The organism is Cryobacterium sp. TMT1-3 (genome assembly GCF_004402315.1).
GTDB classification, from domain to species: domain Bacteria; phylum Actinomycetota; class Actinomycetes; order Actinomycetales; family Microbacteriaceae; genus Cryobacterium; species Cryobacterium luteum.
Genome location: NZ_SOFW01000040.1, coordinates 331,513 through 345,260 on the forward strand (window position 1 = coordinate 331,513; position 13,748 = coordinate 345,260).

The window sequence follows — 13,748 nt, forward strand, 5'->3', positions numbered from 1 at the left end:
AGCCTCCGGTTGACGGCCAGCCCGCCGCAGCGACCAATACGGCTGAACTCAGCCACGAATTTCGACTCGCCAATGGCCGCCTGGCCCGTCGCCTGCGCCAGGAGAAAGCGGAGAACGAGTTGGGCAGCGGACAGTTCTCGGCGCTCGGCGTGCTGCACGTGCACGGTCCGCTCACCCTCACCGAGCTGAGCGAGTTCGAGCGGGTCACCCCGCCGTCCATGACCCGCACCGTGAAGTGCCTCGTTGATGCCGGGCTGGTCACCCGCACCGATTCCGCGCTCGACGGCCGCAAGATCGTGCTCAGCACGACGGATGCCGCGCGCGCGATGATGACCGAAACCCGCAAGCGTCGGGATGCCTGGCTGGTGCAGCGCGTCGCCCAGCTGAGCCCCGAACAACGCCGCACTCTCGCCGACGCAACCCTCATCATGAAGGAGCTTGCCGACAGTTGAGTGCCATGTTTCGCTCCTTGAGCGTCGTCAATTACCGCATCTGGTTCGCCGGGGCCCTGGTGTCGAACATCGGCACCTGGATGCAGCGCACCGCGCAGGACTGGATCGTACTGACCCAGCTCACCGACTACGACGCCACGGCGGTCGGCATCACCATGGCGCTGCAGCTCGGCCCGCAGCTCGTTCTGATGCCGTGGTCTGGTCTCATCGCTGACCGATTCAACCGGCGCAAACTGCTTATTCTGACCCAGACCCTGATGGGCCTGCTGGCGCTCGGCCTGGGCATTCTGACCGTGCTCGAAGTTGCCCAGCTCTGGCACGTCTACCTGTTCGCGCTTGGCCTCGGCGTGGTCGCGGCGATCGACGCCCCGGCCCGCCAGACCTTCGTCTCCGAGCTCGTCGCCGAAGACCAGCTGTCCAATGCGGTCGCGCTCAACTCGGCCTCGTTCCACGGCGCCCGTCTGATCGGACCGGCGGCGGCCGGGCTGCTCACGGTCGCCGTGGGCGCCGGCTGGGTCTTCATGATTAACGCGATCACCTTCGCTGCGACGGTCTTCGCGATGACCCTGCTGCGCACCCACCAGCTGCGCCGCCAGCCCAAGGCCTCGCGTGAGCGCGGGCAGCTCCTGGCCGGTTTTCGCTACGTGCGCGGGCGCAGCGACATCGTCGTCGTCATGATCGCGGTCTTTCTGATCGGCACGTTCGGATTGAACTTCGCCATCTTCACCTCGACTATGGCCACGATCGAGTTCGGCAAGGGGGCCGCAGAGTTCGGCCTGCTCAGTTCGATCATGGCGATCGGCGCCGTGGCCGGTGCACTCCTCGCCGCTCGACGCAGTCGTGCCCGGCTGCGGCTCGTGGTGCTCGGTGCCGGCCTGTTCGGCCTGGCCTGCGCGCTGTCCGCGATCATGCCGACGTATGCCAGTTTCGCCATATCTCTCACGCTGGTCGGTCTGTCGTCGCTCACCCTCATGACGACCGCAAACGCCTACGTGCAGACCACGACCCGGCCCGAGATGCGCGGACGCGTCATGGCACTGTACATGGCCATCTTCGTGGGCGGTACTCCCCTCGGTGCCCCGCTCGTCGGCTGGGTAGCGGATGTCTTCGGCCCCCGTTGGGCGCTCGGCCTCGCCGCAATCTCCGGCCTGTTGGCTGCACTGGTCGTGCTGTTCTGGATGGTGCGGTATCGCCGGCTACGGGTGCACGTGCATCCGTTCAGCGCCCCGCGGGTGCGCGTACGGCACGCCGGCGATGGGCACGAGGTCCCGCTTGCTCGGCCGAGTCGCCGCGCCCGCACCGTCGTGCGCGAGCGGGCGCGTTTCGAGGACGAGCCCGACGCGGAGCCGGACCTCGACCGCGAGCGCGCCGCCGAACGCCACCGCGAGACCGCCACGCGCGAAATCGCTATCGTCGAGGCCACCGCCCCGCGCTGATACCGCGGGCTCGCACAATCCGGCGCGCGGCGCGCGGTCTAGGGTCGAACCAGAGACCCTTATCCGAACAACAGGCAGGTTATGACCACTTTCACCACCGCGTTTCACGCCACATCGATACCCCCGCGCACATGAAGGCCACCGTCGCGCTCGTCGTGGCGACCCTGCTCTGGGCCGGCAACTACATCGTCGGCGGCATCGCCGTGCAGACCCTCTCCCCCGTTGAACTCACCTGGCTGCGCTGGCTGCTCGCCTGCGTTCCGTTGCTGATTCTCGCCCAGGTGGTCGAACGTCCGAACTGGGCTCGGGTGTTGCGTCACTGGCCGCGCCTGTTGCTGCTCGCCGCGCTCGGTGTCGGCGGATACAACCTATTGCTCTATACCGCTCTGCAGTACACGACGCCGCAGTCCGCGTCGCTCATCAACGCCGCAAATCCGGCCGTAATGGTGGTGCTCGCGGCTGTGCTGCTGCGCGAACGCATCGGCTGGCGGGGCCTCACCGGGCTCGCACTGGGGCTTGTGGGAGTGGTGCTGATCATCACGGACGGTGCGCTCGCATCCATTTTGACGCGCACACCGAACGCTGGTGACGTGCTCATGGTGGGCGCGATCGTGGTCTGGAGTCTGTACACGATCGTCGGTCGCGGGCTGCCGGTGCCGCCGATCACCGCCACGGCCCTGCAAGGCACGTTCGTGGCCGTGCTGCTCGCGCCGGTCGCGCTCGCCAGCGGGGTGACCTGGCCAACAGATGCCGCCATCGGCTGGGCCGTGATCTTCATTGCGATCTTCCCCTCGATCGGCTCATATGTGCTGTGGAACGCGGCGCTGAAAAGCATTCCACCCGGACGGGCCGGCCTGTTCCTGAACCTGATCACGGTGTTCACGGTGATCATCGCCGTCGTGCTCGGCGCCCAGCTGACCACGCCGCAGCTCGTGGGCGGCGTGATCGTGTTCGCCGGTGTTGCGCTGAGCACGCTGCGCCCGGCGCGCGCACTCGCTCCCCAGCCGGCGCGGCGCGACGGGGCGCGAGTACGCTAGGGCGTGCCTCCCAATGCCTTTGCCCAGATGATTATTGCCCGGAGGACGACTCCGCCGCGGTCCGTCAGCCGCCCGCCGCCGAGGCGTGGTACCCGCGGGCTCCCGAGCACCTCGGGGAACATGGGCGAGTCGCCGCCCTGACCCGGGACCAGGAGAAGAGCCAGCGGGCGCAGGTTCGCCTGTGCGGATCAGCCGGCTGGTCACAGCAGGCGCGCGGAGACTGCCGGATCGGCCAGAAGTGCTTCGGCGCGAGGGAAGCTCATGACCGGCCCATCAGGGCGTATCCCTAACGGTGTTAGATTCCGTCGTCTCACTTTCTGCTTGGGACTCAAAAAAGCCAGGGACCGGGAGCGAAAGCTCCCGACCCCTGGCCGGTTTCGGTGAGGCGGTTTTAGTTGTCGGCCTTGACTTCGCCGTCGACCTTCAGGTCGGTGTCGGTGTCGGTGTCGGCGCCCTCGGCTGAGGCAGTGGCGTCAGCCGTTCCCTCAGCGGAAGCCTTCGCGTCGAGGCTTGATTGGATCTGCTCGGTGACCTTCTGGACCTCCGGTCCGTAACCGCCCTCGAGCGCGGAGACCAGGAGGGCCTCGGCCGCAGCGGCCTGCTCGGCTGCGGGGAGTGCCTGCTGCTCGGCGAGGTCGGCCGTGAGCGCTTCGGGAAGCTGGGCGAGTAGGGCCGGGTTCTCGGAGATCGTGGTGGCAATCTTCTCGGCCGCACTCGCGGCATCCGTTCCCTGCTCGGCGTCAACGGCCAACAGGCCACGCAAGGCTGCGGCGAGCGGATGTGCCGGGTCCTTCTGGATCTCCTCGGCCAGCTTCTGGATGTCCACGCCGTAGCCGCCCTCGAGCGCGGTGATCTCGATCTTGTCGGCAGCGGCCGTCTGCGCGGCGGTCGCGGCGCTCTGGTCGGCGGTCGCGGCGTTGAGCGCGGTCAGGTCGGCCTGTAGGTTCGCCGGGAGGGTCTCGAAGAGGTCCGGGTGGCTCGCGAGCGTGTCAGAGACCTGCTTCGTGGTCTCTGCATTGCTGGCACCCTGGAGGTCGGCGCGCAGCTCCTTGGTCAGCGAGGCGAGCACGTCGTGGCCCGCGTGGGAGCTCGTGCTCGACGTGTTGTCCGCGGTCAGGGGGGTGGCGTTCGCTCCCGCGACGCCGAGACCGAGAAGTGAGCCGACGGTCATCACCGTGACCGCGCCGACGGCGATGCGCTTTCGGGCTGGAGAGCCGAAGGCCGTGGAGGTGTTGTTCGAAGTCATGTGGATCCTTTCGATTACTTGCGGCAGTCCGACGAATGCCGGACCAGCCACACTTGGGCACGGCCCGAGCCTAGGTTTCGGCCGTGCCGCGAAACTTAGTGGAGGCTGACCGGTGAGGGAATCAAGTGTTCCCGGTGCTTGGTTCGGTTCGGCGATATCGCTCTGATCAGCAAAATAAATGCTGAATCAGAAGTTTCTATCCGTCGGATAAGAGTCTTCCCCGAGACCGCTGGGCGCCCGGACGGTCGGTCGTGGCGCGGCGATGCCGTGGCATTTCGGGCCAGCTCCATCCTGGGAGAACCCTCGAGAAGCGGGAGCATGACTGATCTTGCTCCCACTTCTCGAGGGTGCTCACAGGGCGGGCAATAATCATTTCGGTACAGGCATATAGGAGACACGGCCTAGCCCCCGGCCCCGCGCCCGGGCCCGGCTACCGGGCAAGTAGGCTCGCAAGATGAGCTCTTTGCTGGTCAGCCTGCCCGACTCCGTACTGCGCGAGGCGGTCGGCGACCTGCCCGCCGGTGTCGAGGTGGTCGAGTGGGCGCTCGACGGGCCGGCTCCCCGGCCTCGATTCGACCTCGTCGTGACTCCCTACATGGGCAAGACCGATCGCCTCGCGCACCTCGCCGGTGTTGAGACCGGGCTGGTACAGAGCCAGTCCATCGGCTTCGACGGCGTCGACCAGGTACTACCCGCCGGGCACGTGTTCGCCAACGCGGCGAGCGTGCACGAGACTTCCACCGCCGAGCTCACCCTCGCACTCATCCTCGCCTCCCAGCGCGGCATTCCCGACTTCGTGCGCGCCGCCGACGCCGGCGCGTGGGCACCGGCCCACCACCCGAGCCTCGCCGACCGCACCGTGCTGCTGCTCGGTTACGGCGGTGTCGGCCGGGCCGTCGAGAGCCGGCTGCTCGCCTTCGAGACCACGGTGATCCGCGTGGCCAGCACGGCGCGCAGCGATGAGCGCGGCGTGGTCTACGGCTTCGACGCGCTGCACGAGCTGCTGCCCCTGGCCGACATCGTGGTCGTCGGGGTTCCGCTCACGGCCGAGACCACTCACCTGGTGGACGACACGTTCCTCGCCCGTATGCAGGACGGAAGCCTGCTCGTGAACATCGCCCGCGGCCCGGTCGCCGACACGCACGCCCTGCTCGCGCACGCGACCAGCGGCCGGATCAGGCTCGCGCTCGATGTGACCGATCCGGAACCGCTGCCGGCGGGGCATCCCCTGTTTGCGCTGCCGAACGTGCTCATCTCACCGCACGTCGGCGGTGCTTCGAGCGCCATGCTGCCGCGCATGGCTCGGCTGGTGCGCGAACAAGTCGAGCGGATGCTGCGCGGCGAGACCCCACTCAACGTCGTGTTGACGAGTTAGCCGGCCTTCCGCCACTCCTAGGCGCGACCGCTCAGCCGGCCATGGCCGCGTTCGCTGCGTCCTGCGCGGTGCGCAGCGCCTCATCGACCGGGATGCGGCCGAGGAACATCTCGGCGAAGGTCGGCTCGAAGGCGTCGGAGGCCTCGGCCCACTTCGCGCCCTGCGGCGCCTGCACGCTGCCGTTGGCGAGCACGTCGATGAAGGCGTCCACGTCGATGCCCTGCTTCTGCCAGGACGCGACATAGCTGGCCTGAGCACCGATCACGGCCGGTGACGCCGACCCGTCGGCGCCGATGGCCGCGCTGCCCTCCGCAGACCCAAGCCATTCCAGCAGTTTGCGAGTCTGTTCCGGGTGCGTAGAGTCGGCGTTGCCGGCGGCGACGACGCCGTTGGTGACGCTGATCGCGCCGGCCGGGCCGGACGGGATCGCGGCCACGCCCCAGTCGAAGCCGGCTCCCTCGTTCACATTGCTGAGGTTGTAGACCCCGCTCTGGAACAGGGCCATCTTGCCCTGCAGAAACTGGTCGAGCGCAAAATCGCCGTTGAGGTTGGTGTCGGCGGCCGACGGGGCAACGTGGTACTTGTTCATCAGGTCGATCACGTAAGAAAAGGCCGCGACGCCCTCAGCCGTGTCGAAGACGAACTCGTCGCCGTCTTGCAGGGCTGCGCCGTTCGAGCCGAGAAAGTTGAGGTAGATCGCGTTGAGATCGTTGGCTGCGTTGTAGCCGTACTGCACGATCTGCGACGGGTCGAAGGCGGCGCTGTCGGCGGTATTGCCGTTGACGTCGAGGGTGAGTTTCTGCAGCACGGGAAGCAGGGTGTCTTCGCCGGTGACCGGGTTCCATTGCAGATCGCCGACGGTGGCCGGGTCAACGCCTGCGGCCGCGAGAAGTTCTTCGTTGAAATACAGCCCGATTCCGGGGTCGGCGAGCTGGGGCACTCCCCAGAGCGCACCGTCGACGGTGTACTGGCTGACGACGCTGGGTTGCCAGTCGGTCTGCGCGGTAGCACCGAGCGCATCCGTGATATTCACGAGGTTGCCGTTGACCGCATAGTCGGCGAAGTTGCCCGCATTCACCCAGAACACGTCGTCGGCGGTCTCACCGGCAACGTCGACCCGCAGTTTGGTGAAGTAGTCAGCCCACGGCACGACGTTGACCGTGACCTGGATACCAGGGTTGGCCTGTTCGAACGCCGCGAACGATGTCTCGTAGGACTGCGCGACCTGCTCGTCCCAGACGCGCATGGTGAGCGTCGTGTCCGAGCCCGCCTGCGGGGTCAGAGCGAGCGCGGCAGCCACACCGCCGATCGCGACAACGGATGCGACGGTGACGATGGCAATGACGGTTGAGCGTTTGGTGATGGTGTCCCCTTGTTCCTGTTGGAGGTTACCAGTCGCCGGGTTGGGTGATCGCCGCTTCTACACCCGGACGTAACTAACATCCCGCAATACCGACAAAATCGTGTAGCCTGTGGTCAGACCACAGGAGGACCCATGACCGCGATCGCCGCGCGCGCCTGGCAGGTCGTGCTCGACGCCGTCGAACGCGACCTGCTCGACGGGCGTCTCAGCCCGGGCGATCATCTGCCGCCCGAACGCACCCTCGCCGCCGACCTCGGTGTCGGTCGATCGAGCGTGCGCGAAGCGCTGCGGGTGCTCGAGGTCTTGGGGCTCATCCGCACCGCCGTCGGTTCCGGGCCATCAGCCGGCGCGATCATCGTCGCCCGCCCCGGCGGCGGCATGTCGGCGCTCATGCGGCTGCAGGTTGCAGCGCAGGGCTTCGCCGTGGCCGACGTCGTCAAGACCCGCCTCGTGCTCGAAGGGGCGATCGCCGCCGAACTGGCTTCGCGCGCCGGCGTCATCGACCTGTCCGCGGCCGAACAGATCCTCACAGCCATGGAACGCCAGCCCCTCACCGAAGCCGAATTCCTCGCCCTCGACACCCAGTTCCATCTCTCGCTCGCCGAGGCGAGCGGCAACCAGGTCATCACCGCCACCATGGCCGGTCTCCACAGTGCCATCGAGGGGTACGCGCGGGCGGGCGCGGCGGGTCTGGCGAGCTGGCCGGCGACATCCGCTCGTCTCATGCTCGAGCATCGCGGCATTCTCATCGCCATTCTGTGCGGTCAAGCGGATGCCGCCCGCCTCGCCGTGCACGCCCACATCTCGGGGTATTACGCCGAGACCCACCTCGCTTCCGTTTCATCCGCCACTGCCAGTTCCACGACCCGATAGGACGACCATGGTTCAACGACGCATCCCCAGGTTCAGAGATCTCGCCCCGCTGATGAAGTTCAAGACGCCGGAGCTCAATGCCAGGAAGCGCCGCCTCGACGGCGCCCTGACGATCGCCGACCTGCGCGCGATCGCCAAGAAGCGCACGCCGAAGGCCGCGTTCGACTACACCGAGGGCGCCGCCGAGGCGGAGATCTCGCTGGGCCGGGCCCGCCAGGCCTTCGAGGACATCGAGTTCCACCCGTCGATTCTGCGTGACGTATCGACCGTGTCGACCGGCTGGGACGTTCTCGGTGCGCCGGTGGCGCAGCCGTTCGGCATCGCGCCCACCGGCTTCACCCGCATGATGCAGACCGAGGGCGAGATCGCCGGGGCGCACGCTGCCGCCCGCGCCGGCATTCCCTTCGCGCTGTCAACCATGGGCACGACCTCGATCGAAGACGTCAAGGCCGCCAACCCGAACGGCCGCAATTGGTTCCAGCTGTACATGTGGAAGGATCGCGACCGTTCGATGGCCCTCGTCGACCGGGCCGCTAAGGCCGGGTACGACACCCTGCTGGTGACCGTGGACGTTCCCGTGGCCGGTGCCCGGCTGCGCGACAAGCGCAACGGATTCTCGATTCCGCCGGCGCTCACCCTCGGCACCGTCGTCAATGCGCTGCCGCGCCCGGAATGGTGGATCAACTTTCTGACCACGGAGCCGCTCTCGTTCGCGAGCCTCGACCGCTGGAGCGGAACCGTCGCGGACCTGCTCGACACCATGTTCGACCCGACGGTCGACTTCGAGGACCTCGCCTGGATCAAGGCGCAATGGCCGGGCAAGGTCGTGGTCAAGGGTGTGCAGAACCTCGACGATGCCAAGCGTCTCGTTGACCTCGGCGTGGACGGCATCACCCTGTCGAATCACGGCGGTCGCCAGCTCGACCGCGCACCGATTCCGTTCCACCTGCTGCCGCAGGTGGCGCGCGAGGTCGGCGCCCATACCGAGGTGCACCTCGACACGGGCATCATGAGCGGTGCCGACGTGGTGGCCGCGGTCGCCCTCGGCGCCCGTTTCACGATGATCGGTCGCGCCTACCTGTATGGCCTGATGGCCGGCGGCGAGGCCGGGGTCGATCGCACGATTGCGATCCTGTCGGAGCAGGTGGCTCGCACCATGCGCCTGCTCGGCGTGAACGCGCTCGAGGAGTTGAACCCCGGTCACGTGACCCAGCTGGCCCGGCTGCAGCCGGTCGCCGCGCCGCTGGTCGCCGCGGCCGAGGCGGTTCCGGCGCGGAAGGCTCCTGTACGCAAACCCGCTGCGCCGAAGCAGACGGTCAGCGCATCAATTGTCACTGGCACGCCCGCGAAGCGTGCGCCGCGAAAGACAACTTCGACGCAGTAGCCCGCGCCGCATGATCAGTCCTCCGCCGGTACGAGATGCTGGTGGAGGATCGCGGCGATCTCGTCGAGGTCTTTCTCGCTCTGTGCCACGGCCAGCACGAGCGAGAAGGCCTTGTCGGTGGGCATGACGACGCGAAAGCCGTTGAGACGGAGGAAGGCCAGGGTAAGAATCCAGGACAGGCGCTTGTTACCGTCGAACAAAGGATGGTTCTGGGCCAGCAAAGAGAAGAGTGCTGCCGCTTTATGCTCGAGAGTGGCGTAGGCGTCTTCACCGAACATGCTGGCGGAGGGCCGGGCGAGCGCCGAGAACAGCAGCCCTGTGTCGCGAATATGCAGCCCGAGGTAGGCGACTGTTGCAACGGCCTGTTCGGGTTCGATGTATTCGGTCATGTCGAGTCGGTCTGGCTTATGTGTCTTCGAGTTTCTGCAGCAGCTCGGCGTAGTCGCGAGTGGTCTCGTCGACGCTCGCCAGCACGCGTTCAGTCTTTGATTCCTGGCGCACGAACCGGTCCGCAGCCTCGACGAGCGCGGCGTGTTTGGAGATGTGCCGCTGGCGCGCAATCGCTTCGAGTGCCGAATCGAGTTCTTGGGGCAGTCGCACTGTCATAGCCATGCGGGAATGGTATCACTTTAATACCACCATGCAAGGTGTTCTTTCGAACCGGCGCGAATCATCCGCTCGAACGCGCGGTCGAGCCCAAGTGCTCACGAAAAGCCCGCAGGACGAGGGTGTCGTTCTCCGAGGCGCCACCGCGCCGGGTGTCGAAGGTGGTACAGAAATAATCAGCGGATGACCGCGCCAGCTACGGGCGCGGCCATGCGTTCGCCCCGGGTGCCAGCCGGTAGGGGGGCCTACTTCGCGCCGGCGAGGTCTTCGAGCACGAGACGCAACTGCTCCACGGCCCAGTCCACGTCGTCGGCCGAGACCACGATCGGCGGCGCGAGGCGGATCGTCGAGCCGTGGGTGTCCTTGGCAAGCACCCCGCGGGCCAGGAGCGCCTCACAGACCACCCGGCCGGGCGCGAGCGCGGGGTCGATGTCGATGCCGGCCCAGAGCCCAACACCGCGCACCTCGACTACGCCGTGTCCGACCAGCGCCGAGAGCCCGGCGTGCAGGCGGGCACCGAGCTCGGTCGCCCGCTGCTGGTATTCGCCGCTGGCCAGCATCTTCACGACGGCGAGGCCGACGGCCGCGGCGAGCGGGTTGCCGCCGAAGGTCGAGCCGTGCTCGCCCGGGTGCAGCACCCCGAGAATGTCCGCGTTGCCGACCACGGCCGACACGGGCACGATGCCGCCGCCGAGCGCCTTGCCGAGCAGGTACAGGTCGGGCACGACGCCCACGAGGTCGCAGGCGAAGGTCGAGCCGGTGCGGCCGAGCCCCGACTGAATCTCATCGGCGATGAACAGTACCCGGTGGCGTGTGGTGATCTCGCGCACGGCGGGCAGATACGCTGCCGGCGGCACGACGATGCCGGCCTCGCCCTGGATCGGTTCGAGCAACACGGCCACGGTGTTCTCGTCGATCGCGGCTTCGAGCGCTGCGGCATCGCCGTAGGGCACGGTGCGAAAACCGGGGGTGAACGGGCCGAAGTCGGCGCGGGCCGACTCGTCGTCGGAGAAGCTGATAATGGTGGTGGTGCGGCCGTGGAAGTTGCCAGCGGCGACGATGATGTTGGCCTGGTCGGGCGCCACGCCCTTGACCCGGTAACCCCAGGCGCGGGCCACCTTGATGCCGGATTCGACCGCTTCCGCGCCGGTGTTCATCGGCAGCACCATGTCTTTGCCGGCCAGTTCGGCCAGGGCAGTCACGAACGGGCCGAGCTGGTCGTTGTAGAAGGCCCGGCTGGTCAGCGTGATGCGACCCAGCTGCGCCCGGGCGGCGTCCAGCAGCACCGGGTTGGAGTGCCCGAAGTTGACGGCGGAGTAAGCGGCGAGGCAGTCCAGGTAGCGGCGACCCGCGACATCCGTTACCCAGGCACCGTCGCCGGTTGCGACGACAACCTCGAGCGGGTGGTAATTGTGTGCGGCGTGCGCGCTCTCCTGGGCGATGAGGGCGGCTGGAGAAACGGATGCGGGCGAAACGGATGCTGTGGGCGCGGCTTCGGCGGTCAGGTTCGTGGTCATGTCGTGCTCCTTCAGGGTCGGGTTCGCGGTCTCGGTAGTCATCGGCGCAGCTCGAGCGTGCAGCATTTCACGCCGCCGCCGCCGAGCAGCAGCTCGGACAGGTCGACGCCGATCGGGTTGTAGCCTCGCTCGCGCAGCTGGCGTTCGAAGTCCTTGGCGCGGGCCGCGATGACGACGTTGTAGCCGTCCGAGTAGGAGTTGAGGCCGAGGATGGCGGCATCCTCTTCGGTGACGATGACGGCGTCGGGGTAGCGTTCCTGCAGAATGGCGAGGCTCGGTGCGTCGAAGGCGCTGGGCAGGTACGCGATGGTCGTGTCATCGAGCACGGCGACGGCGGTGTCGAGGTGGTAAAAACTCGGGTTGACCAGGCGCAGGGTGATCACCGGACGGCCGGCGATGATCGAGAGTTCGGCGTGGCTGTTGGAGTCGCTGCGAAAGCCGGTGCCGGCCAGAATGACGTCGCCGACCAGCAGAAAGTCACCCTCGCCCTCGTTGGTCTCTACCGGAACACGCACGTCGAAGCCGTTGGCGCCGAACCACTCCATGTAGGCGGGGCCCTCCGGCTGGCGCTGCACGTGGGTGAATTTGGCGCCGTAGGCCTGGTTGTCGATGACGAAGCCGCCGTTAGCCGCGTAGACCATGTCGGGCAGACCGTCGATCGGATCGATCAGCTGCACGTCGAAGCCGAGGCCGACGTAGGTGTCGTAGAGGGTCTGCCACTGCTTGACGGCGAGCGAGGTGTCGGTGGGCAGGGCCGGGTCCATCCACGGGTTGATGCGGTACACCACGGTGAAAAACTGCGGCTTACACATAAGCACGGTGCGCTTGGTGGCGGTACGCACGGGCACGGCGGTTGCTTCGGAGAGAACGGGGGCGTCGATCGACATGAGGCTCCTTCGGGGAGGCGAGGGCCTGCGGCCGACGCAACTCGGGGTGGATGGCGGACCAGGTCGCTCACGAGAGCCCGGCACGACCAACACTGATCGTTCCGGGACGCCATCCTCAGTCTCACACAGCATGATTCAACGTTTCACGCTGATCTGCGCAAGAAATCTTCGAGATCTCCGGTGCGAACGCAATTTTACGTAGCACTCCCCCCTAGACTCACCCCATGGACAACCTCGATCACAGCATTCTCGACCTGCTGCGCCAGAACGCGCGCGCCGGCTATGGTGACATCGGCTCGGTGGTGGGCCTGTCGGCATCCGCTGTGAAACGCCGCGTCGACCGGCTCGTGGCCGACAAGGTCATTCGCAGCTTCACCATTCAGGTTGACCCGGCCGTCGACGGCATGAGCACGGAGGCCTACGTCGAGCTGTTCTGCCGGGGCACCGTTGCCCCCGACGAATTACTGCGTATTCTCTCCGGCGTGCCGGAAGTCGTCGATGCGGGTACCGTCACCGGCAGCGCGGATGCCATGGTGCACATTCGTGCGCGGGACATCCCCGGGCTGGAGGCGGCGCTGGAAAAGGTGCGTCTGGCCCCCAACGTGGATCACACTCGCAGCGCGATCGTTTTGTCCCGGCTGATCCACCGCTCGATCGAATAGTGGCTAGGGAACCGGCTTCTGGGTCACCGGGGAAATCAGGTGCAGCAGGGTGACCGCGGCGATCGACCCCGCACAGAGGATGCCGGCGAGCACGACGATCTGAAACCGGCCGGCCTCGAGCGGCGAGGCTCCCCCGAAGATCGCTCCGACGAACGCCCCCGGCAGCGTCACCAGCCCGGTGGTCTTGGTCTGGTCGGTGGACGGAATCATGGCGAAGTAGACGGCCCGCCTGGCCAGATCGCGAGAGGACTGCCGCGGCGTGGCCCCGAGCGCGAGCCAGCCCTCGACTTCGTCCCAGTGGTCGCCGACCGCCTCGGAAAAGCGGCGCCCGCTGAGAGTGGCGATCGACATGGCATTGCCGATGATGATGCCGCCGATCGCGAGCACGTAGCGCGGCGAGAACTCGATCGCGCCGGTGGCAAAAACAATGCTGAGCGTCACGATCACGCCGAGCGCCATGGCCGAGGCCACGCGCACCAGGTGTGCTCGGCTGAAACCGATGCGACGGGTGACAGTGCCGACGGCCGCCGCGAACATGACGAGCAGGCCGACACCGACCCAGAGCGGGTCGTTGATAATTCCGCTGAGAATCAGGCTGATCGCGGCCAGTTGCAGGGTTCCGCGCAGCAGCGCGAACGCCGGCGCGAACGGATGCTGCGTGCGATAGCCGCGCAGCACCGTCACGACCACCGCGAGCAGCAATACAACGCCGACCAGGGTTGGCAGCAGGCCGGCGAGCTCTGCGGGAAGGGTCATTGTTCGAGCCTACCCAGCCCGCGTCGGCCTTTACGCGCGAGCGGGCTATCGGCCGCTTCGCCGGCATCGACCGGCATCGCGGAGAGTACCGAAAGAACGTACCGTGAGTATGCTGTTGCAGCTTGTGTTGTAGCGAGGCAAAATTGCCCATAAC

Annotated in this window: 14 protein-coding genes; 7 read left to right on the plus strand and 7 right to left on the minus strand. The window is 67.1% G+C overall.

Features of this window, described 5'->3' with window-relative positions:
• Positions 1–119 precede the first annotated feature (119 nt).
• From E3O25_RS16170 to E3O25_RS16180, 3 genes are all read left to right on the plus strand, one after another.
• Positions 120–452, plus strand: coding sequence for a MarR family winged helix-turn-helix transcriptional regulator (locus tag E3O25_RS16170; protein ID WP_241988626.1), 333 nt, complete (start codon positions 120–122; stop codon positions 450–452).
• A gap of 5 nt (positions 453–457) precedes the next feature.
• Positions 458–1,888: an MFS transporter gene (locus E3O25_RS16175; RefSeq protein ID WP_092106632.1), complete on the plus strand. Its 1,431-nt coding sequence runs from the start codon at positions 458–460 to the stop codon at positions 1,886–1,888.
• Positions 1,889–2,019: 131 nt separating this feature from the next.
• Positions 2,020–2,925 carry a DMT family transporter gene (locus E3O25_RS16180; RefSeq protein WP_134361633.1) on the plus strand — a complete coding sequence of 302 codons (906 nt, stop codon included), beginning with the start codon at positions 2,020–2,022 and terminating at the stop codon, positions 2,923–2,925.
• 391 nt (positions 2,926–3,316) lie between these two features.
• On the opposite strand, the gene E3O25_RS16185 is transcribed toward E3O25_RS16180, so the two are convergent.
• Positions 3,317–4,171: a hypothetical protein gene (locus E3O25_RS16185; RefSeq protein WP_134361634.1), complete on the minus strand. Its 855-nt coding sequence runs from the start codon at positions 4,169–4,171 to the stop codon at positions 3,317–3,319.
• Between the two features lie 454 nt (positions 4,172–4,625).
• On the opposite strand from E3O25_RS16185, the gene E3O25_RS16190 reads away from it, so the two are divergent.
• The gene (locus E3O25_RS16190) at positions 4,626–5,546 is read left to right on the plus strand and encodes a 2-hydroxyacid dehydrogenase (protein WP_092106638.1); all 921 of its coding nucleotides are present in this window, start codon (positions 4,626–4,628) and stop codon (positions 5,544–5,546) included.
• A 31-nt stretch (positions 5,547–5,577) separates the two neighbouring features.
• On the opposite strand, the gene E3O25_RS16195 is transcribed toward E3O25_RS16190, so the two are convergent.
• A complete protein-coding gene (locus E3O25_RS16195) occupies positions 5,578–6,846 on the minus strand; it encodes a sugar ABC transporter substrate-binding protein (RefSeq protein ID WP_241983979.1) in 1,269 nt (422 codons plus the stop codon).
• 195 nt (positions 6,847–7,041) lie between these two features.
• Between E3O25_RS16195 and E3O25_RS16200 the strand changes: the two genes are divergently transcribed.
• Together E3O25_RS16200 and E3O25_RS16205 are read left to right on the plus strand one after the other, a co-directional pair.
• On the plus strand, positions 7,042–7,782 hold the full coding sequence (locus E3O25_RS16200; protein WP_134361635.1) for a FadR/GntR family transcriptional regulator: 741 nt from the start codon (positions 7,042–7,044) through the stop codon (positions 7,780–7,782).
• 7 nt (positions 7,783–7,789) lie between these two features.
• The gene (locus tag E3O25_RS16205; protein WP_092106641.1) at positions 7,790–9,166 is read left to right on the plus strand and encodes an alpha-hydroxy acid oxidase; all 1,377 of its coding nucleotides are present in this window, start codon (positions 7,790–7,792) and stop codon (positions 9,164–9,166) included.
• Between the two features lie 14 nt (positions 9,167–9,180).
• Here the strand turns inward: E3O25_RS16205 and E3O25_RS16210 are convergent, their stop codons facing one another.
• The 4 genes from E3O25_RS16210 to ddaH form a co-directional block, all read right to left on the minus strand.
• The gene (locus E3O25_RS16210) at positions 9,181–9,555 is read right to left on the minus strand and encodes a type II toxin-antitoxin system death-on-curing family toxin (RefSeq protein ID WP_134361636.1); all 375 of its coding nucleotides are present in this window, start codon (positions 9,553–9,555) and stop codon (positions 9,181–9,183) included.
• Positions 9,556–9,571: 16 nt separating this feature from the next.
• Positions 9,572–9,778 carry a ribbon-helix-helix protein, CopG family gene (locus tag E3O25_RS16215; protein ID WP_092106645.1) on the minus strand — a complete coding sequence of 69 codons (207 nt, stop codon included), beginning with the start codon at positions 9,776–9,778 and terminating at the stop codon, positions 9,572–9,574.
• A 239-nt stretch (positions 9,779–10,017) separates the two neighbouring features.
• The gene (rocD, locus tag E3O25_RS16220; protein WP_241988627.1) at positions 10,018–11,331 is read right to left on the minus strand and encodes an ornithine--oxo-acid transaminase; all 1,314 of its coding nucleotides are present in this window, start codon (positions 11,329–11,331) and stop codon (positions 10,018–10,020) included.
• Positions 11,328–12,176, minus strand: coding sequence for a dimethylargininase (ddaH, locus tag E3O25_RS16225; protein ID WP_092106647.1), 849 nt, complete (start codon positions 12,174–12,176; stop codon positions 11,328–11,330). Before ddaH ends, rocD begins: the two co-directional genes overlap by 4 nt.
• Before the next feature lie 224 nt (positions 12,177–12,400).
• Here ddaH and E3O25_RS16230 point away from each other — a divergent pair, with 224 nt between their 5' ends.
• Positions 12,401–12,838: an Lrp/AsnC family transcriptional regulator gene (locus tag E3O25_RS16230; RefSeq protein ID WP_092106650.1), complete on the plus strand. Its 438-nt coding sequence runs from the start codon at positions 12,401–12,403 to the stop codon at positions 12,836–12,838.
• Positions 12,839–12,841: 3 nt separating this feature from the next.
• Here E3O25_RS16230 and E3O25_RS16235 read toward each other — a convergent pair whose 3' ends face one another.
• Positions 12,842–13,594 carry an ABC transporter permease gene (locus E3O25_RS16235; RefSeq protein ID WP_134361637.1) on the minus strand — a complete coding sequence of 251 codons (753 nt, stop codon included), beginning with the start codon at positions 13,592–13,594 and terminating at the stop codon, positions 12,842–12,844.
• Positions 13,595–13,748 lie beyond the last annotated feature (154 nt).